14 protein-coding genes are annotated in these 17,830 nt (G+C 72.7%); 1 reads left to right on the top strand and 13 read right to left on the bottom strand.

The window, feature by feature from the left end; all coding sequences use genetic code 11:
• Positions 1-12 precede the first annotated feature (12 nt).
• From ACZ6WH_RS24385 to ACZ6WH_RS24415, 7 genes are all read right to left on the bottom strand, one after another.
• Entirely contained in the window at positions 13-2,424 is a 2,412-nt protein-coding gene (locus tag ACZ6WH_RS24385) for an ABC transporter permease (RefSeq protein ID WP_469730533.1), read from the bottom strand.
• Positions 2,424-3,110, bottom strand: coding sequence for an ABC transporter ATP-binding protein (locus tag ACZ6WH_RS24390; RefSeq protein ID WP_469730535.1), 687 nt, complete (start codon positions 3,108-3,110; stop codon positions 2,424-2,426). Before ACZ6WH_RS24390 ends, ACZ6WH_RS24385 begins: the two co-directional genes overlap by 1 nt.
• Complete coding sequence (locus tag ACZ6WH_RS24395) at positions 3,107-3,631, bottom strand: PadR family transcriptional regulator (protein WP_432858359.1); 525 nt, start codon at positions 3,629-3,631, stop codon at positions 3,107-3,109. The genes ACZ6WH_RS24390 and ACZ6WH_RS24395 overlap by 4 nt, the downstream gene beginning before the upstream one ends.
• An 85-nt stretch (positions 3,632-3,716) precedes the next feature.
• A complete protein-coding gene (locus tag ACZ6WH_RS24400) occupies positions 3,717-6,122 on the bottom strand; it encodes an ABC transporter permease (RefSeq protein ID WP_469730538.1) in 2,406 nt (801 codons plus the stop codon).
• Entirely contained in the window at positions 6,119-6,805 is a 687-nt protein-coding gene (locus tag ACZ6WH_RS24405) for an ABC transporter ATP-binding protein (RefSeq protein ID WP_469730540.1), read from the bottom strand. The genes ACZ6WH_RS24400 and ACZ6WH_RS24405 overlap by 4 nt, the downstream gene beginning before the upstream one ends.
• A 143-nt stretch (positions 6,806-6,948) precedes the next feature.
• The gene (locus ACZ6WH_RS24410; RefSeq protein ID WP_469730542.1) at positions 6,949-7,287 is read right to left on the bottom strand and encodes a type II toxin-antitoxin system antitoxin; all 339 of its coding nucleotides are present in this window, start codon (positions 7,285-7,287) and stop codon (positions 6,949-6,951) included.
• Positions 7,284-8,240, bottom strand: coding sequence for an SPFH domain-containing protein (locus ACZ6WH_RS24415; RefSeq protein ID WP_432858367.1), 957 nt, complete (start codon positions 8,238-8,240; stop codon positions 7,284-7,286). The genes ACZ6WH_RS24410 and ACZ6WH_RS24415 overlap by 4 nt, the downstream gene beginning before the upstream one ends.
• Positions 8,241-8,509: 269 nt before the next feature.
• Between ACZ6WH_RS24415 and ACZ6WH_RS24420 the strand changes: the two genes are divergently transcribed.
• Complete coding sequence (locus tag ACZ6WH_RS24420; RefSeq protein WP_469730544.1) at positions 8,510-10,750, top strand: transglycosylase domain-containing protein; 2,241 nt, start codon at positions 8,510-8,512, stop codon at positions 10,748-10,750.
• Between the two features lie 74 nt (positions 10,751-10,824).
• On the opposite strand, the gene ACZ6WH_RS24425 is transcribed toward ACZ6WH_RS24420, so the two are convergent.
• The 6 genes from ACZ6WH_RS24425 to ACZ6WH_RS24450 all read right to left on the bottom strand — a co-directional run bounded on the left by ACZ6WH_RS24425 (position 10,825) and on the right by ACZ6WH_RS24450 (position 17,669).
• On the bottom strand, positions 10,825-13,224 hold the full coding sequence (locus tag ACZ6WH_RS24425; protein WP_469730546.1) for a SpoIIE family protein phosphatase: 2,400 nt from the start codon (positions 13,222-13,224) through the stop codon (positions 10,825-10,827).
• Between the two features lie 47 nt (positions 13,225-13,271).
• A complete protein-coding gene (locus ACZ6WH_RS24430; RefSeq protein WP_361566745.1) occupies positions 13,272-13,952 on the bottom strand; it encodes a class I SAM-dependent DNA methyltransferase in 681 nt (226 codons plus the stop codon).
• A gap of 280 nt (positions 13,953-14,232) precedes the next feature.
• Positions 14,233-14,925 (bottom strand): cytidylyl-2-hydroxypropylphosphonate hydrolase, encoded by a 693-nt coding sequence (fomD, locus tag ACZ6WH_RS24435; RefSeq protein WP_432858373.1) that lies wholly within the window; start codon positions 14,923-14,925, stop codon positions 14,233-14,235.
• Positions 14,926-14,981: 56 nt separating this feature from the next.
• Positions 14,982-16,376 carry a class II fumarate hydratase gene (locus tag ACZ6WH_RS24440; protein ID WP_469730549.1) on the bottom strand — a complete coding sequence of 465 codons (1,395 nt, stop codon included), beginning with the start codon at positions 16,374-16,376 and terminating at the stop codon, positions 14,982-14,984.
• A gap of 43 nt (positions 16,377-16,419) precedes the next feature.
• A complete protein-coding gene (locus tag ACZ6WH_RS24445; RefSeq protein ID WP_469730551.1) occupies positions 16,420-16,716 on the bottom strand; it encodes a hypothetical protein in 297 nt (98 codons plus the stop codon).
• Positions 16,713-17,669 (bottom strand): RpnC/YadD family protein, encoded by a 957-nt coding sequence (locus ACZ6WH_RS24450; RefSeq protein WP_469730553.1) that lies wholly within the window; start codon positions 17,667-17,669, stop codon positions 16,713-16,715. The genes ACZ6WH_RS24445 and ACZ6WH_RS24450 overlap by 4 nt, the downstream gene beginning before the upstream one ends.
• Positions 17,670-17,830: the final 161 nt, after the last annotated feature.

Raw genomic sequence — 17,830 nt, forward strand, 5'->3', positions numbered from 1 at the left:
CCGCCCGCTCCGTCACTCCGTACGCAGTCCGTCCGGGCGCATCATGCGCCACAGCGGCGGCAGACTCAGCAGGGTGACCAGCAGGATCAACCCGGCGCCGATACCCGTGAGGCCGGCGACCACCGGCCAGTCCACCTGTACGCCGGTCTTGTTGGTGGTCAGCAGGACCGTGCCGAGGCCGACGCCGGCGGTGACCGCCAGCCCCAGCCCCAGCACCACGGGGATCGCGGTCTGCCACAGGACCGACCAGCCCATCGTCGAGCGGGGGGTGCCGTACGCGTTCAGCACGGACAGCAGCCGTCGCCGCTCGCGCAGCTGCTCGACCGTGGAGACGATCAGTCCCGCGCCGATGAGCAGCAGGACCACCACGGCACCGACGTACACCGCGGTGCGCACCCCGGCGTACTGCCGGTCGTGCGGGTTGTCGATCGCGGACATTTCCCGCATCCCCGGGTTCGCGCGGAACGCCGCCGTGCGGATGCGCTCCACCGTGGCGGCCTCCCCGGCCTTGTCGTACCCGACGCGCAGCTTCATCTCGGGGTCCTGGAGCAGGGCGGGGGAGAGGGCGCCGGGGGTGGCGAGGAGGGCGCCGGGCGGGTCCTCGCCGGGGTGCTGGACGGCCGTCACCCGGCGGGCCGAGTCCGGGACGGTCCACGGCCGCGGCGGGCCGGGCGCGGTGTAGCCGCCGGGCGGGTTGAGGTTCAGCCGGGCGCCGGGACGGATGAAGCCGGGCCTGTCGGCGTGGCTGCCGCGCGGCTCCGTCACGAAGACGTCGCCGTCCCGGCAGCTGCCGACCGGGGCCCGGCGCCGCAGTTCGGCGCAGTCGGCGACGGTCACGAAGGCGCTGTCGGAGCTGAGGAAGCCGTCGGCACCCCGGGTGCCGCGGTCGCCGGGCCGCCCCACCAGCGCGTCGACACTGCCGTGTGCCCAGGTCACGCCCGGTGTGTCGCGCAGCGTGGCCAGCGCCTTCGCGGTCTGCCGCCAGTCGGTGGCGCTGCCGCTCAGCTCGATCACCTGGCGGGCCGCGGTCTTCGCGTACGCGTGCGCGAAGCCGGCCTGGAAGGTGGTGAAGACCATGTGGATGGCGATGGCGCCGGCCACCGCGACGGTGATGCCGGCGACGGCCCGGTTGGCCGCGGCACCGGACAGCTGGAGCCGGCGCACGGCCAGCTGCCAGGGCACCGGCCCGCCGTGCAGCCGCCCCACCACGGCCTCGACCAGCCAGGGCAGCAGCGTCGTGACGCCGAGGAGCAGCAGGGCCGAGCCGACGCCCAGCCGTACGGCGCGGAACCAGACCGGGTCCGGCGCCCAGATCAGCGACGACAGCAGACCGAGGCCGGTGAGGGGGAGGACGAGGCGCCAGGCGATGCGGCGCCGCCGGACCGGGCGGTCGCGGACCACGCCCAGCGGCTCGGCGGTCACCGAGCGCTGCGCGAACAGCGTGACGCCGACGGCCACCGCCGGCACCAGCACGGCGATCAGGGCCGCGAGGGCCGGGGCCGGCACCACGTCGGAGGGGAAGACATTGACATCCCACAGGGTGACGGCGCCGGCCGCCTGCCGCCCGGCGAGGAAGATCAGCAGCCCCACGGCCAGGCCGAGCACGGCGCCGACCACCGCCTCGCCCGCGGCGATCCGGCGGGTGGTGGGGATGTCGGCGCCGACCAGCCGGAGCGCGGCGAGCCGGGCCTCGCGCCGGTCGCTGCCGAAGCGCACGGCGGTCCCGACGAAGACCATGACCGGCATCAGCAGGACCACGCACGCCAGGACGATGAGCAGGACGAGCCGGGTGCTCGGCGGCTGCGGGTCGAAGATCTTCCCGAAGCGGCTGATGCGGTACGACTCGCCCGCCGACCGGTCGTCCATCCCCGCGACGAACGTCAGCTCCCGCGGGCCGAGCAGCCCGGCGTCGCCGATGGTGCCGACGGCCCGGTAGTCCAGGCGGTCGCGGAGCGGCCCGCTGCCGGGCTTCGCGAGCAGGTCGCGCAGGGCGGGGGAGACCACCATCTCGCCGGGTCCCGGGAGTCGTTGCAGGCCCGGCGGTACGGGTGGGTGGGCGCCGTCGGGCCTGACCAGGCGGCCGCGTACGGCGTCGCCGTGGAAGGAGGTGTCGGCCTGGGCGTAGCGGAGGGTGCGGTCGGAGGCGCGCGGCTCGTGCAGCTGGCCGAGGTTCTCGCGGGCCTTCTCCCGCCCGTGCCAGGCGTTGAGCAGCGTCGGGGCCGACGCGGCGAGCAGCAGCACCGCGACGCCGATGCCCACGCCGACCGCGCTGAGCGCCGTACGGAACCAGCCCTCGCGGCCGCCGGTGACCGCGAACCGGGCGCCCAGGGCGAGGTCGCGCAGCCAGGCGGCGGGCCCGCCGGACGGGCGGTGCGGCGCGCGGCCACTACGGCTGCCGGTGCCCCGCGTGTCGAGCAGGGCCATCACAGACCCGCCAGGAATTCCTTGACCCGGCCGTCGCGGACGGTGATCTCGCGGTCGGAGTAGGCGGCGACGCGGGGTTCGTGGGTGACGAGGACGACGGCGGCGTGGGTGTCGCGGGCGGCGTCGGTGAGGAGGGTCATGACGCGTTCGCCGTTGAGGGAGTCGAGTGCGCCGGTGGGTTCGTCGGCGAAGAGGACGCGGGGGCGGCCGGCGAGGGCGCGGGCGACTGCCACGCGCTGGCCCTGGCCGCCGGAGATCTCGCCGGGGCGGTGGCGGGCGAGGTCGTCCACTTCGAGGCGGGTGAGCCATTCGTGGGCGGTGGTCTCGGCGGCCTTTCGCTTGGTGCCGTTGAGGCGCAGGGGGAGGGCGACGTTTTCCAGGCAGGTGAGTTCGGGGACGAGCTGGCCGAACTGGAAGACGAAGCCGAAGTCGGTGCGGCGCAGGGCGCTGCGTTCCGTGTCCGGCAGGGAGGTCAGTTCGCGGCCGTCGTAGTGGACGGTGCCGGAGTCGGGGCGGACGATGCCGGCGAGGCAGTGCAGGAGCGTGGACTTGCCGGAGCCGGACGGGCCCATGACGGCGACGACCTCGCCGGGGTGGACCGAGAAGTCCGCGCCGTCCAGCGCGGGGGTGCGCCCGTAGTGCTTGTGGAGTCCTTCGCCGGAGAGGACCGAGCCCTCCGGTGTCATCCCCGTACCGCCTGCGCCAGCTTGTCGAGGCGGGCCGCGGTCAGCTCCAGCCAGCGCAGGTCGGCTTCGAGGTGGAAGAGGGCGTGGTCGCAGATCAGCTGGTCGGCGAGGTCGCCCTTGCGCTTGCGCTCGGTCAGTCCGCGCATCAGCCGCAGATGCTCGGTGCGCTGGGTGTCCAGCAGTTCGGCGGCGTCCCGGCCGGTCAGCAGGGCGAGCACCACCTTGGTGTAGAGGGTGGACTGCAGGTACGGCTCGGGCTTCTCCGGGCGGTGCAGCCACTGGGCCACGTCGGTCACGCCCGCGTCGGTGATGGCGTACCGCTTGCGCTCGGGCCCGGCGCCGGCCTCGACGCCGTCCACCTCCACCAGGCCGTTCTTCAGCAGCCGGGACATGGTCGAGTAGACCTGCCCGTAGTGCAGCGGGCGGTCCTGGCCGAAGTGCTCGTCGAAGGCCCGCTTGAGGTCGTAGCCATGGCGGGGTCCGGACTCCAGAAGGCCCAGCAAGGTATGACCGATAGACATGCGGCTCACTCTACGTCGTGGTGTGCGCTGCGTGTATACGTGCTGTGCATAGCGGGCGGAGCCGCCCGGCCCCGCCCGCACCGCCTCATTCCGTACGCAGCCCGTCCGGCCGCATCATCCGCCACAGCGGCGGCAGGCTGACGAGGGTGACCAGCAGCACCAGCCCGGCTCCGGTGGCGACCGGTGGCCAGAGCACCGACCAGTCCGGATCGGACTTGCCGACCAGCCGCAGCATGGTGACGCCCAGGCCGCTGCCGCCCGCCACCGCCAGTGCCAGGCCCACGCCCACCGGCAGCGCGGTCTGCCAGAGCACCGACCAGGCGAGCGTCGCCCGCCGGGTGCCGAAGGCGACCAGAACCGACAGCAGCCGGCGGCGCTCGCGCAGCTGCTCCACCATCGTGACCAGCATGCTCGCGGCGATCAGCGCCATGGTCGCGGCCGAGGCGATCAGCAGGCCGGTGCGCACGCTCGTGTAGTTCTTGTCCCGCTGGAGGTTCTGCACCGTCTCGACCCTGATCAGCGGATCGATGCGGGCCGCGGTGTTCCGGACGTACTCGGCGGCGTCCGGCACCCGCGGGTCGGTCTTGACCATGGCCCGGGCGACGGGCGACGCGAGCAGTCCGGTGTCCACGGCGGCCGGGGTGGCGAAGATGCCGAAGGACGTCTCGCCCGCCGGGTCCTTGCGGGAGTCGACCGTGCGGGCGGTCTTCGGGACCGTCCACAGCCGGGGCGGGCCGTCGGGCTTGTCCGTCGTGGCGTTCAGGTTGAAGATCACCTGCTTGCCGGGGCGCGCGGTCTCGCCGATGTAGTCGTCGGGCACCATGCCGGTGCTGTCGTGGACGATGAAGACATCGCCGTCCCGGCAGGAACCGAGGCGTGCCATCTCGCGCAGCGAGGGGCAGTCGCCGACGGTGAACTGCGTGCGCGGGACGAAGGATTCGCCCTTGCGCCGCGGTCCCGGCCGGGCGGCGTCGGACTCGATGCCCGCGATGACCAGGCGTACGCCCTCGGTCCTGCGGAAGTCGTCGATCATCTGGCGGGTGGTGCCGACGTCCGCGGTCGGCAGCGACAGGTTCAGCTGGGCCCGGCGCCCGTCCTGCCCGGTGACCTTCATGAAGTCGCCCTGGATCGCGGCGAACAGCATCTGCAGTGCGATCGCGCCGGCCACCGCGACGGTGATCCCGCTGACCGCGCGGGCCGCGCCGCCGCCGGCCAACTGCAGCCGGCGGGTGGCCAGCTGCCAGGGCACGGGGCCGCCCCGCAGGCGGGCCACCGCCGCTTCGACCGCCCAGGGCAGCAGCAGCGCGATGCCGAGCAGCACCAGTACCGCGCCGCAGGAGACGGCGTACGGCTGCCACGGCGACCGGTCAGCGCCCACCCGCCCGGCCAGCAGCAGAAGGGCGATGCCCGCGAGCGGCAGCGGCAGCCGCCACCACAGTCGGCGCCGCCGGGGTCTGGCGTTCCGTACCACCCCCAGGGGTTCGATGGTCACCCCGCGGAGCGCGGCCAGCGTCACCGCCACCGCGGCGAGCGGTACGGCCACCACGATCAGCGCGGTGAGGGCGGGCACCGGCGTCAGGTCGGCGGGGAAGGCGTTGACGTCCCACACCGTGACCGAGCCGATGAACTGCCGCCCCGCGAGGAAGAGTCCGGCGCCCGCCACCAGTCCGCAGACCGTGCCGCACAGCGCCTCACCGGCGGCGATCCACCGTGTCGTCCGCGCGTCCGCGCCGATCAGCCGGAGCGCGGCCAGCCGCCGGTCGCGGCGCTCGCCGCCGAAGCGGACCGCCGTACCGATGAAGAGGGCCACCGGCATCAGCAGGACCACGCACGCCACGACCAGCAGGACGAAGAGGGCGGGGTCCAGCGGTTCGCCCTCGGACGGGGCGCCGTAGGAGTCGAGGCGATGGGCGTGGTGCGGGGTGAGGGTGGCGCTGCCGGCGTAGTAGGTCAGCTCGCCGGGGCCCACCAGCCCGGCGTCCCCGATCGTGCCGGTGATGCGGTCGTCGAGCCGGTCGCGCAGCAGCTCGCCCCGGGGAGAGGCCAGGAGTTCGCGCAGCGCGGGGGAGACCACCATCTCGCCGGGGCCCGGCACTTCGCTCACACCGGGCGGGGCCGGCGGCCGGGAGCCGTCGGGGCGCAGCAGCGTGCCGTGCACCGTGTCGCCGCGGAAGACGGTGTCGGCCGTGGCCGCCAGGAGCGTGTCGTCGGCGCGGTGCACCGTCTGCTCCGCGCCGGCCGGCCGGCGCGCCTGGTCGCGCGCCTCACGGGACTGGAGGAGGTGCGGAACGGAGGCGGCGGCGAGCAGCAGAGCGACGCCGAGGCCGACGCCGAGCGCGGTCAGCAGCGTACGGGCCCAGCCCTCGCGGCCGCCGGTGACCGCGAAGCGCATACCCATCGCCAGGTCGGCCAGGCGCGCGCCCACGCCGGCGCGCGGGGCCGGTACGGACCGGGCGGTGCTGCCGCGGGGCCGCTGGTCGGTGGCGCTCATGCGGTGCCCGCCAGTTCCCGCGCGGTGCCGTCACGGACGACGACTTCGCGGTCGGAGTAGGCGGCGACGCGGGGTTCGTGGGTGACGAGGACGACGGCGGCGTGGGTGTCGCGGGCGGCGTCGGTGAGGAGGGTCATGACGCGTTCGCCGTTGAGGGAGTCGAGTGCGCCGGTGGGTTCGTCGGCGAAGAGGACGCGGGGGCGGCCGGCGAGGGCGCGGGCGACTGCCACGCGCTGGCCCTGGCCGCCGGAGATCTCGCCGGGGCGGTGGCGGGCGAGGTCGTCCACTTCGAGGCGGGTGAGCCATTCGTGGGCGGTGGTCTCGGCGGCCTTTCGCTTGGTGCCGTTGAGGCGCAGGGGGAGGGCGACGTTTTCCAGGCAGGTGAGTTCGGGGACGAGCTGGCCGAACTGGAAGACGAAGCCGAAGTCGGTGCGGCGCAGGGCGCTGCGTTCCGTGTCCGGCAGGGAGGTCAGTTCGCGGCCGTCGTAGTGGACGGTGCCGGAGTCGGGGCGGACGATGCCGGCGAGGCAGTGCAGGAGCGTGGACTTGCCGGAGCCGGACGGGCCCATGACGGCGACGACCTCGCCGGGGTGGACCGAGAAGTCCGCGCCGTCCAGCGCGGGGGTGCGCCCGTACGCCTTGCGCAGGTCGCGGGCGGCGAGCAGGGAACCGGCCGGTGTCATGCGCGGGCCTCCGGACGTGCGGGCGGGTGGGGGTGTTCCAGGAGCATGCGGAGCAGACTACACGAGGTGTATACAGCGAGTGTATAGACGGGTGAAGGTGAGCCCCGAAGGCCGTTCGGGCCTTCGGGGCCGTTGCGCTCGGGTCACTCCTCGGGCGAGCCGTCCGCGGGTCCGGTCTCCTCGGACGGGCCGTCCGCGGGTCCGGTCTCCTCGGACGGGCCGTCCGCGGGGCCGGTCTCCTCGGGCGCCGGTTCCGGGTTCTTCGGCGGCCGCCCCCGGCGCCGCATCGCCCCGGCGTCCTTGGGCAGCCGGCCTGCGTCCGCCAGCGTGCCGCGCAGCAGGAACTCGATCTGCGCGTTGACGCTGCGCAGCTCGTCACCGGCCCACCGCGCCAGCGCGTCGTGGACGGCCGGGTCGAGCCGCAGCAGCACCTGCTTGCGCTGCCGCGGCCGCCGCCCCGGTGCCCCGGGCTCCTCACTCACTGGTACAGCGAGCCCGTGTTCAGGACGGGCTGCGCGGCACGGTCTCCGCAGAGCACCACCATCAGGTTCGAGACCATGGCGGCCTTGCGCTCCTCGTCCAGCTCGACGATGCCCTGCTCGTTGATCCGGTCGAGCGCCGACTCGACCATGCCCACCGCGCCCTCGACGATCTGCTGGCGGGCCGCCACGACCGCGCCGGCCTGCTGCCGCTGGAGCATCGCCGAGGCGATCTCCGGGGCGTAGGCGAGGTGGCTGAAGCGCGCCTCGATGATCCGGACGCCGGCCGCCTCGACCCGCGCGGTCAGCTCGGCGGCGAGCTTCTCGGTGATCTCCTCGGCGTTGCCGCGGAGCGAGAGCGCGTCCTCGTCGTGCGCGTCGTAGGGGTACTCGATCGCGATGTGCCGGACGGCCGCCTCGGTCTGGGTGGCGACGAACTCCAGGAAGTCGTCGACCTCGAACAGCGCCTGTGCGGTGTCCTCGACCTTCCAGACGACGATCGACGCCAGCTCGATGGGGTTGCCGTACGCGTCGTTGACCTTCAGGACCGCGGTCTCGTGGTTGCGGACCCGGGTGGAGATCTTGGTGGCGCTGGTCAGCGGGTTGATCCAGCGCAGCCCGTCGGTGCGGATCGTGCCGACGTACCGCCCGAAGAGCTGGATGACCCGCGCCTCGCCGGGCGCCACCATCTTCACGCCGCCCATGCAGAAGAGCGAGACGAGCAGCAGCAGGATGCCGACGACGATCAAAGTGACGCCGAGCCCCTTGTTGCCGCCCGAGGCGAACCCGCCGCCGAGGATCGCCAGCGCGATGCCGCCGATGACGCCGACGACGGTCAGCAGCAGGCCGAGGCCGCCCGGAATGCTGTGCGCGGTGACCTCCCTGACCTGCGGCTCCGGCAGCTTCGGGGTGTCGGGATCGGCCGCGGCGGGCGGTGTGGGCGTGGCGTCGGACATGAGGTCCCCCGTTCCGTACGGCACTCCGTGCGCGTACTCGTCAGCGTGCTTTCACTGGTCTAGCAAAGTGATAGCTATTTAAGCCCTCGGGCGGCGGCAGCGCAAGCGGCGGGCGGACGCGATCGAAGAAAGCGCCGAACGGTTGCACAGGAATGGGGTGCTCATTGTCACGTCCGGAAAATGCTTGATCGATGAGTATGTGATGACACCGGGGGGTTAGCTTCGGAGGCTGGGTTATTGGGGGCGGAACGACTGGAGTGACGGAAGCGATGGGCCGAGCCGAGGCGAGACGGGCGCAGAAGAGGGGCAGGCGCCGGGCGAAGGCGAAGAAACGTGGCGGCATCGGCCGCTTCTTCACCTTCAAGAAGTTGCTCGGGGCGTTCTTCACCGTCTGCCTGCTGGGCGTCGTCGGCTTCGTCGGCCTGTACCTCTTCATCGACGTACCGGCCTCCGCCAACGGCCAGGCCGCCGCGCAGAGCAACGTCTACAAGTACGCCGACGGCTCCGTCCTGGCCCGCACCGGCTTCAACCGCGAGAGCGTGCCGATCAGCGACATCCCCAAGGGCGTCCAGCACACCTTCGTCGCCGCCGAGAACAAGACGTTCTACAAGGACTCCGGCATCGACCTGAAGGGCACCACGCGCGGCATCCTCAACACCCTGCGCGGCCGGGGCAAGCAGGGCGGCTCGACCATCACCCAGCAGTTCGTGAAGAACTACTACCTGACGCAGGAACAGACGGTCAGCCGCAAGCTCAAGGAGATCGTCATCTCCCTGAAGGTCGACCAGAAGCTCGGCAAGAACGAGATCCTGGCCGGCTACATCAACACCAGTTACTACGGCCGCGGCGCGTACGGCATCGAGGCCGCGGCGCAGGCGTACTACGGCGTCCACACCCGCGACCTGACCGTCGCCCAGGGCGCGTACCTGGCCTCCCTGCTCCAGGCGCCCAGCCAGTACGACTGGGCGGTGGCCAGCGACGCCGGCAAGAAGCGGGTCAAGGCGCGCTGGAACTACACCCTCGACAACATGGTCGAGATGCACTGGCTGGACGCCGGCAAGCGGCAGGGCCTGACGTTCCCGGTGCCGGACTACCCCAAGCCCAGCTCGGGCCTGAAGGGGCAGAAGGGCTACCTGGTCAAGCTCGCCGACCAGGAGCTGGAGAAGCAGGGCATCACCGAGGAGGACCTCGCGGCCGGCGGCTGGACCGTCACCCTCGGCGTCGAGAAGAAGCGCCAGAGCGCGCTGGAGTCGGCCGTCAAGGAGAAGCTGACCAGCAAGCTCGACCCGAAGGCCCGTGACGTCGACGCCGACGCGCAGGCCGGTGCGGTCTCCGTCGATCCCAGGACCGGGCACATCGTGGCGCTGTACGGCGGCAAGGGCTACCTGGAGCACTACCTCAACAACGCCACCCGCGCCGACTACCAGCCCGCCTCCACCTTCAAGCCGCTGATCCTCGCCACCGCCCTGGAGAAGAACTCCACCACCCAGGACGGCACGCCGATCAACCCCAGCACGGTCTACGACGGCACCAGCCGCCGCCCCGTCAAGGGCAGCGCGATCGGCTTCGCGCCGCCCAACGAGGACGAGAAGGACTACGGCCCGATCAGCGTCCAGAAGGCCATGAACAACTCCGTGAACTCCGTCTTCGCGCAGATGGGCGTGGACGTCGGACTGGAGAAGGTGCGGCAGACCGCGGGGCAGCTCGGCATGGACGCGGAGAAGATGTCGTCCCGCCCGGCCATGACGCTCGGCTCGATGGGCGCCAGCCCGCTCCAGATGGCAGGCGTCTACGCCACCCTGGACAACCACGGCAAGAAGATCACCCCGCAGCTGGTGACGCACGCGCAGCGCGGCGAGGAGGACCCGGTCGACCTGCCGGACCCGGTCGGCGGCCAGGTGCTCACCCGGCAGACCGCGGACACCGTGACCTCCGTACTGACCGGCGTGGTCCAGGACGGTACCGGCACCGCGGTCCGCAACACCGACTACGACATCGCCGGCAAGACCGGTACCTCCGACGACAACAAGTCCGCCTGGTTCGTGGGCTACACGCCCCGGCTGGTCACCGCCGTCGGCCTCTTCGGCGAGGACGCGGACGCGCCGCACCCCCAGGTCACGCTCAAGGGCGCGGGCGGCGGCGGCCGCGTCAACGGCGGCGGCTACCCCGCGGAGATCTGGGCGGCGTACACCCAGAACGCGCTGGGCGGCGATCTGACGGCCCGCTTCGACCTGGACACCGACATGGGCGCGGGCGTCGCCCCGCCGCCCAGCCCGACGCCGACCGAGACCGAGGAGTCCGAGTCCCCGTCGCCGTCCCCGTCGGAGACCTCCGAGTCCCCCTCGCCCTCGGCCTCCCCGTCGCCGAGCGAGTCGGAGACCAGCGAGTCCCCCTCGCCCTCCACCTCCCCGTCACCGAGCGAGTCCGAGGACCTCCCGCTGCCCGGCGGGGACGACGAGGACAACGGCAACGGCGACGGCAACGGCAGGCACCCGATGTTCGGCGGCTGACCCGGTCACGCCGTGCGGCCCCCGCCCTCTCCGGAGGACGGGGGCCGCACGCGTACGCGGGACCGGGCGGGTGGCTACTCGCGGCCCGGCAGCCGCCGTGCCACGGGCGGCATCGAGATCTCGAACCACACGACCTTGCCGGTGCTCAGCCGGGTCGCGCCCCAGCGCCGGGCCAGCCGGTTGACGAGGTACAGGCCCCGGCCGCCCTCGTCCGACGGGCGGGCCTGCCGCAGCCGCGGCAGCTGCGGCACGTCGTCGCCGACCTCGCAGCGCAGTACGTCGGTCCGCAGCAGCCGCAGCGTGATCGGCCGCTCCGCGTACCGCACGGCATTCGTCACGACCTCGCTGACCAGCAACTCCACCTGATCCGTGAGCTCTTCGAGCCCCCAGCGCTGCAGCGCCCGCCGGGCCAGCCGGCGCGCCTGCCCCGCGGTCTGCGCCTTCGGGTCGAGGTACCAGTACGCCACGTCGCTCGGCGCGATCCCGTCGAAGCGGGCCGCGAGCAGCGCGATGTCGTCGTCCCGGTCGCCCGGGCCGAGCATGTCCAGCACCTCGTCGCAGAGCGGCTCCAGCGGCGGCGGATTCGGGCCGGTCAGCCGGGCCGTCTCCGTCAGCCGCTCGCGCAGCTGCTCTATGCCGGTCCAGACGTCCCGTATCCGGGACTCCACCAGGCCGTCGGTGTACAGGACGAGGGTCGCCCCGGCGGGCGCGTCCAGCTCGACGGCCTCGAAGTCCACGCCGCCGACGCCGATGGGCGCGCCGGGCGGGACGCGCAGCACCTCCGCCCGGCCGCCGCGGTGCAGCATGACCGGCGGCGGATGCCCGGCGTTGGCCACGATGATCCGGTGCGCGACCGGGTCGTAGACCGCGTACAGGCAGGTCGCCATCCGGTCCGTGCCGAGCCGCTGGGCCTGCTCGTCGAGGTGGTGCAGCACCTCCTGCGGCGGCAGGTCGAGCCCGGCCAGGGTCTGCGCTGTCGTGCGAAGCTGCCCCATGATCGCGGCCGAGGTCATCGAATGACCCATCACATCGCCGACGACCAGGGCCACTCGGGACCCCGGCAGCGGGATCGCGTCGTACCAGTCGCCGCCGACCCGGGCGGTCTCCGCGGCCGGGAGGTACCGGCTGGCGAGCCGGACGCCGGTGGGCTGCGGGAGGGAGTCGGGCAGCATCGTGCGCTGGAGCGCGTCGGCGATGTACGCCTCACGCCCGTACAGCACCGCCTTGTCCACGCCGAGCGCCGTGTGGGTGGCCAGCTGCGCCGCCACCAGCAGGTCGTCCGGCTCGAACGCGGGCCGGTCCGGGCGGCGCAGGAACACCGCGGCGCCGATCACCCGGCGGCGGCCGCGCAGCGGCGCCAGGATGACGCGCTGCCCGTGCGGCATCCGCGTACCGGTGCCCAGCAGTTCGGGCAGCGCCGCCTGTGCGGCCTGCGCCTCCCCGAAGAGCGGGCGCACCCCGCGCAGCACCTCGGCCAGCGGCCCGCCGATGCGTACCTCCGCCAGCTCGGCCGCCGTCCCGCCCATCGCCGGGCCCAGGTCGGGCTGCGCGGGCAGGGTGGGCAGCCGGCCGCCGTTGGTGTCCGCCTCCTCGGGGATCCGGTCGGTGCGCCGCAGCCGCAGCACGACGGGGCCGGCCGGCCGCTCGTCGCCCACCGGCAGCGGGTCGCGCAGATACACCAGGATCGCGTCGGCGAACGTCGGGACCGTCGCCCGGCACAGCCCGAGCACGATCTCGTCCAGGTCGATACCGCGTGCGATCCGCCGGGTGGCGGCGCCGACGAAGCGCAGCCGGTCCCCGCCGGGCTGCCGTGCCGGCATCGGCTCACCCCCCTCGGCCGGATGCGCCGAACGGGCCGGTGGCGCCTCCGGGCGCACCGGCTCCTCGGCCTGCCGGCGTGTTCCGCCGCCGTTCTGGGTGCGGCCGCGCCGCGGCCCCGCGGGCGGTACCGCGGAGTCCTGCGGCCGCTGCCGGGCCCGGCCTTCGCCGTCCCGGGGCCGCCCGATGCCGCCCGGACCGCCGTTCTCGTGCGCGCCGGAGCCGCTGTCCGGCTCCTCGGCACGGGACCGTGCCCCGCCGTGCGTGGCACCGCGGTCCCGGGCCGGGTCGCCGACGGGCTCGCCGCCCGGCCCGCCGGCCTGGGTGTGGCCGCCGGCGCCCTGCGCGGCGTTGTGGTCCGCGGCGTCCGCGGTCCGCCGGTCCCGCTGGCGTCGGCGCTTCTTCCCGCTGCGCCCCGGGGGCGCGGGCACTTCACCGGAGCCGCCGGTGCGCTCGGGCGGTCCGCCCGCCACGGAATTGGGCAGGCCGGGTCCTGGCAGGTCGGCAGGGGCGGGGCCGACGGGCCGCTGCAGGGCGTTGCGCGGATCTGCGGCGCCGTGCGCCGTCGTCTCCGGCAGCCCCCGCGGCGCCATGGCCGGGGGCGCGGCCGGCAGGGGTGCCGGTCGCGAAGGGTGGGAGGTGGGGTGCTCCGTCACGCGTGGGATTCCATCCGTCCGGGGCTGCGCGCCGGGCGCGCTGCGTCTCAAGCGCGTCGCAGGTGCAGAAAGAGCTGGATCTCGGGTGGCACGTCCGTACTGGCCGGGGCATACGCATACGAGTCCTCCCCGGTGACTTCGAAACCCGCGTCGCGCACGACATGGCGCAAGTCGTCCCGCAGGTAACCCGATACCCGGATCGTGTTGCCCAGGAACGGAATCGGGTAGTCGTCCACGTCGGACTCGACCATCGACAGGGCGAGCAGCCCTTCCGGCCGCAGGAGTGAGTGCAGCATCCGCAGCGCGTACGGGATCTCCGCGCGCGGCAGCATCAGCAGGGAGAAGAACGCGGCGATGCCGTCGAACGAGCCGGGACCGCCGAGCCGGCCGTCCCGCAGGTCGGCGAGGTCGAGGCGGTGGAACTCGGCGGCCGGAACGTTCTCCCGCGCCATTTCGATCATGGTGGCGGAGAGATCGACACCGACGACGTGGTGTCCGGCGCCGGAGAGTTGCTGGGCGGTGGGCAGGCCCGTCCCGCAGCCGACGTCCAGCACGCGGGCGCCGTCCGGCAGCGCGGCGGCGAGCCAGGCACCGGCGGCACGCTGCCCCTCCTTGTGGGGGAACGCGCTGTCGTAGGACGAGGCGATCGCGTTGAACGCCTCGGCCTGCCCGGCCCGGTCCAGTGCTAACCGGTTCAGGCCCTCGTACCCGTCGTAGCTGTCGCTCACGACCCCGCCCCTCCTGCGACCGCGGTCAAGTTCGGTTTCCAGTTCTGGAGTTGCGTCTGTGCCTTCTCGGCCTCTTGCGGAGGACGATCCTACGTTTGAACCCGTGGGGCGCAGCAAGGGGGCTCGCCCCTGAGCATGGCGCAAATGGGAACGCATGTTCCCCGAAGTCCCTGCAATTCGGGCGGTTCCGTCAGCCTTGAGGCCCGCCGCTTCACTCCCGTGGGTGCGGATTCCGCACAAGCGGCCGCTTTTTGACGAGGGGCCGCTCACGAAGAGTCGCTCACGAGGGGGAGTGGTCGGACAGCCGGGCCCAGTCGTCCGGCAGCGCCGGCAGGGCCCACTGCGGGTCCGGCCGCCAGTGCTCCCAGCCGTCCGCGAACGGTGCGCCCCACGCGGCGATCCGCTCGACCGCGGCGCGGGCCGCCACCCGCACCTCCTCGGCCTGCGCGGCCGGCATCAGCCCGTCGGCCTGCGCCTGCGCGAACTCGTCCTCGTCCCGCCACTCCCAGTGCCGGTCCGGGTAGACCGCGATGTCCAGGAAGTGGTCCTCGGAGTCCACGCCGCCGGCCCAGCGGCGGCGCGGCTCCTCCAAGTTGACGTACCAGTTCTTGAACAGCCAGCCGCGCTCCCAGAAGAGCCACACCGACCACGGATCGCCGGGCCGGGCCAGCTTCAGGACCCCGGTGCCGAACCAGCGGTCCCGCACCACGCGCCGCGGCTTGGTGTACCGGCTGGCCAGCGGCTCGCGGTGGACCGGCGTGCCGTCCGCGAGCACCGGCTTGACGCAGTCGGTGCCCGGCGCCAGCCACACGGCGAGCAGCTCGTCGGTGTCCTGGACGACGGTGACGGGACGGCAGATGTGGAAGCGGTCGGTGGCATTGCCGCGATAGCGCCACAGGATGTGCTCGCCGGGCGCCCAGCGCGCGGTCCCGGACGTATGGCCGTCCCTTGTCTCCACCGTATCCGCTGTCATGCGCAGATCTTAGGGGCGGAACCGCCGCACTGCCGTGACGTGGGCCGCAGCGACCGTCACGGATGCGTCATGCGCAACACGTCCAGGGCCTCGTCCAGCTGGGCCTCGGTCAGCGTGCCGCGTTCGACGTATCCGGACTCGATCACCACCTCGCGGATGGTCTTCCGCTCGGCCAGTGACTTCTTGGCCACCTTCGCCGCTTCCTCGTAGCCGAGGTACTTGTTGAGCGGAGTGACGACCGAAGGGGAGGACTCGGCGTACTCCCGCGCCCGCTCGGCGTTCGCGGTGATGCCGTCGACCGTACGGTCCGCCAGCAGCCGCGAGACATTGGCCAGAAGTCGCACCGACTCCAGGACGTTCTTGGCGATCACCGGCAGCATGACGTTCAGCTCGAAGTTGCCCGCGGCGCCCGCCGCGGCCACCGTCGCGTCGTTCCCCGTCACCTGGGCTGCCACCATCAGCGCCGCCTCGGGAATGACCGGATTGACCTTCCCCGGCATGATCGACGAACCCGGCTGGAGGTCCGGCAGCGCGATCTCCGCCAGACCGGTGCGCGGCCCGGAAGCCATCCACCGCAGATCATTCGCAATCTTGGTCAGCCCGACCGCGATCGTGCGCAGCTGGCCGCTGGTCTCCACGATGCCGTCCCGCGCGCCCTGCGCCTCGAAGTGGTTGCGCGCCTCGGTCAGCGGCAGGCCGGTGGCCCGCGCCACCTCCGCGATGACCGCGGCGGCGAAGCCGGGCGGGGTGTTGATGCCGGTACCCACCGCCGTGCCGCCCAGCGGGAGTTCGGCGAGCCGGGGGAGGGAAGCCCGCAGCCGCTCGACGCCGTACCGGACCTGCGCCGCGTACCCGCCGAACTCCTGGCCCAGCGTCACGGGCGTGGCGTCCATCAGATGCGTCCGCCCCGACTTCACGACCTCCTTGAACTCCTCGGCCTTGCGCTCCAGCGCGGCCGTCAGGTGGTCCAGGGCGGGGATCAGGTCGGCGGTCACCGCGGCGGTGGCCGCGATGTGGATCGAGGAGGGGAAGACGTCGTTGGAGGACTGGCTGGCGTTGACGTGGTCGTTGGGGTGCACGTCCCGGCCCAGCCGCTCGGTCGCGAGGGTGGCCAGCACCTCGTTGGTGTTCATGTTGGAGGACGTGCCGGAGCCGGTCTGGAAGACGTCGACGGGGAAGTGGTCGTCCCAGCGGCCGTCGGCGACCTCGCCCGCGGCCTCCTGGATCGCCCGCGCGACATCCTCGTCCACCACCCCCAGCTCGGCGTTGACCTTGGCCGCCGCGGCCTTGATCCGGGCCAGCGCCTCGATGTGCGCCCGCTCCAGCCGCTGCCCGGAGATCGGAAAGTTCTCCACGGCCCGCTGGGTCTGGGCCCGCCACTTGGCGTCGGCGGGGACCCTTACCTCGCCCATGGAGTCGTGCTCGGTCCTGTACTCAGTGCTGTCGGTCATCGTGGGTGCACCTCCATGCCGATCAGCGTCGCGTGGATCTTCCCTATTCCGGCACCGGCGCTCCGGCGACGTCCGTGTCGTCGTCGCGGAAGACATCGGCGGGACCGCCGCAGAAGGCGGCGCGGCCGAGCCAGCGGTACAGCAGGTCGGGGTCATCGCACGCGGCGACGCGCTGCCGTTCCGCGGGGGTCAGCGGCACACCTCGCAGCTCGACCATCTGCTCGATCCGACGGCGCAGGTCGCGGTTCCGCTCGTCGAGCGGAGTCTCCTCCGGGATGCCGCGGAGGAGAAGGCTCAGCGCGAACAGGGCCGAGGCGTCGCTCTTCGGGTCCGCGCTCATCGCACCTCCGCCTGGTCCGTCGCGTCGCCCGGCTCCTCGGCGAAGACCTCTTGGGCGTCGGCGGCGGTGATCGCCCGCAGGAACCAGCGGTTGAGGAGCTCCAGGTCACGACAGTCCGTGACGCGTGCGTGCTCCTCGGCGGTGATCACGAGCCCGCGAGTGTGGAGCACTTGGAGAAGGTCCTCGGCCTTCCCCTTCAGCTGCCCCTCCTGTCGGCCTTCTGCACGGCCTTCCTCGCGGCCCTGATCGCGGAATCCCTCCGCGACCCAGGACCGGCTGTTCGGGAGATCGAAGAGCTGGGTTCCCATGAGTTCCCTCCAGAGTTCGGCCGCGGGGGTGCCGCTCAGGCCGTTGGTGATGAGGTCGGCATAGACAGTGAGGGCGTCGTCGTTCGTGGCCTGCTTCATGGCGCCGGCGAGGGCCTCCAGTATTTCACCGATCCTCGGGCCGGTACTGTGCGTCAGCGCGGAGTACACGGCCATGGGAAGGTCCGCCGCCGCTCGCGCCACGTCCGTGATCATGGGCACGTTCTCGGGCGAGAGGACAAAGGGGCTGACGTGAAGATTGGGTCTGCCCGGCATTCCGATGCGGAAGGGACCCACTGCCCATTTCGCCGTCTTAGCGTCGGTGCAGACGACCAGCAGAACCGGGTGGTGCCGCCTGTGCCTGTTGGCAAGGACGCTGAGGTAGTAGGCCCAACTCCGGGCCTTCTCCGGGTCCTTGCGTGACTGGGACTCGACGATCAGCAGAAAGTTCTCTCCGGTCTCGCATTCCAGTTCAAGCAGGGTGTCCACGCGCCGTTCGAGGGGCGTGATGTCCGTGACATCGCAATTGCGGACAGTTGCCGAGGCGGGCCCGGGGTCGGGCAGTTCCAGCAGATCGAAGGCCCGGGTGAACAGCTCCGGGAACTCCTGATACGCCCGGTGGAGCGCCTCGTGTCGAGAATTGACCATGCCCGAAGCCAAGCACCTTGGCATATGCCCATGGAGGTCATATGGCTGGACGTCACCCGAACGGGGATGTCGGTGGTCGGCGCATGGAACGCCCGGCGGTCGTCGCTGCTCGACCCGTCGGGCCCGGCCGACACGGCCGAGGGCCCGGCCGTCGTACGGCC

It is taken from the genome of Streptomyces sp. NPDC050806, from assembly GCF_055586425.1.

What these genes read in the sequence shown, in the direction of transcription:
- ACZ6WH_RS24385 (WP_469730533.1), bottom strand. Translation starts at nt 2,424, where the DNA reads ATGGCCCTGCTCGACACGCGGGGCACCGGCAGCCGTAGTGGCCGCGCG.
- ACZ6WH_RS24420 (WP_469730544.1), top strand. Translation starts at nt 8,510, where the DNA reads ATGGGCCGAGCCGAGGCGAGACGGGCGCAGAAGAGGGGCAGGCGCCGG.
- ACZ6WH_RS24415 (WP_432858367.1), bottom strand. Translation starts at nt 8,240, where the DNA reads ATGTCCGACGCCACGCCCACACCGCCCGCCGCGGCCGATCCCGACACC.
- ACZ6WH_RS24440 (WP_469730549.1), bottom strand. Translation starts at nt 16,376, where the DNA reads ATGACCGACAGCACTGAGTACAGGACCGAGCACGACTCCATGGGCGAG.
- ACZ6WH_RS24400 (WP_469730538.1), bottom strand. Translation starts at nt 6,122, where the DNA reads ATGAGCGCCACCGACCAGCGGCCCCGCGGCAGCACCGCCCGGTCCGTA.
- ACZ6WH_RS24405 (WP_469730540.1), bottom strand. Translation starts at nt 6,805, where the DNA reads ATGACACCGGCCGGTTCCCTGCTCGCCGCCCGCGACCTGCGCAAGGCG.
- ACZ6WH_RS24390 (WP_469730535.1), bottom strand. Translation starts at nt 3,110, where the DNA reads ATGACACCGGAGGGCTCGGTCCTCTCCGGCGAAGGACTCCACAAGCAC.
- fomD (WP_432858373.1), bottom strand. Translation starts at nt 14,925, where the DNA reads ATGACAGCGGATACGGTGGAGACAAGGGACGGCCATACGTCCGGGACC.
- ACZ6WH_RS24445 (WP_469730551.1), bottom strand. Translation starts at nt 16,716, where the DNA reads ATGAGCGCGGACCCGAAGAGCGACGCCTCGGCCCTGTTCGCGCTGAGC.
- ACZ6WH_RS24395 (WP_432858359.1), bottom strand. Translation starts at nt 3,631, where the DNA reads ATGTCTATCGGTCATACCTTGCTGGGCCTTCTGGAGTCCGGACCCCGC.
- ACZ6WH_RS24450 (WP_469730553.1), bottom strand. Translation starts at nt 17,669, where the DNA reads ATGGTCAATTCTCGACACGAGGCGCTCCACCGGGCGTATCAGGAGTTC.